1 pseudogene is annotated in these 239 nt (G+C 35.1%); it reads left to right on the top strand.

Annotated elements, in window-relative coordinates:
• Nucleotides 1-95: 95 nt before the first annotated feature.
• Nucleotides 96-239 (top strand): annotated as a pseudogene (locus ACFINO_RS11340) (type II toxin-antitoxin system HipA family toxin); the annotation flags it as partial.

The raw sequence follows: 239 nt of genomic DNA, 5'->3' as shown, positions 1-239 counted from the left end.
GATAGAGATTATGTGCATCAAAATTTACAGAATATTTCTGTTGCTCTTCCTCTCAGTTTTAAAGCTTATAAAGGACAATCAGTCAAAGCTTTCTTTTGTCCGATGAGAATGTACGACATTGTTTGGTAAATCATTTAAGACTTTTGGAGCGAAATGCTTTTGCTTTGCTTGAAGCTGTTGATGGAGATTGTGCTGGAGCTCTTTCTTTATATCCACATAAACAAGTGCCACATTTACTA

This window comes from Bartonella sp. AA83SXKL (assembly GCF_042196965.1).
Taxonomy (GTDB): Bacteria; Pseudomonadota; Alphaproteobacteria; order Rhizobiales; family Rhizobiaceae; genus Bartonella.
This window is presented reverse-complemented; position numbering and strand designations above follow the sequence as displayed.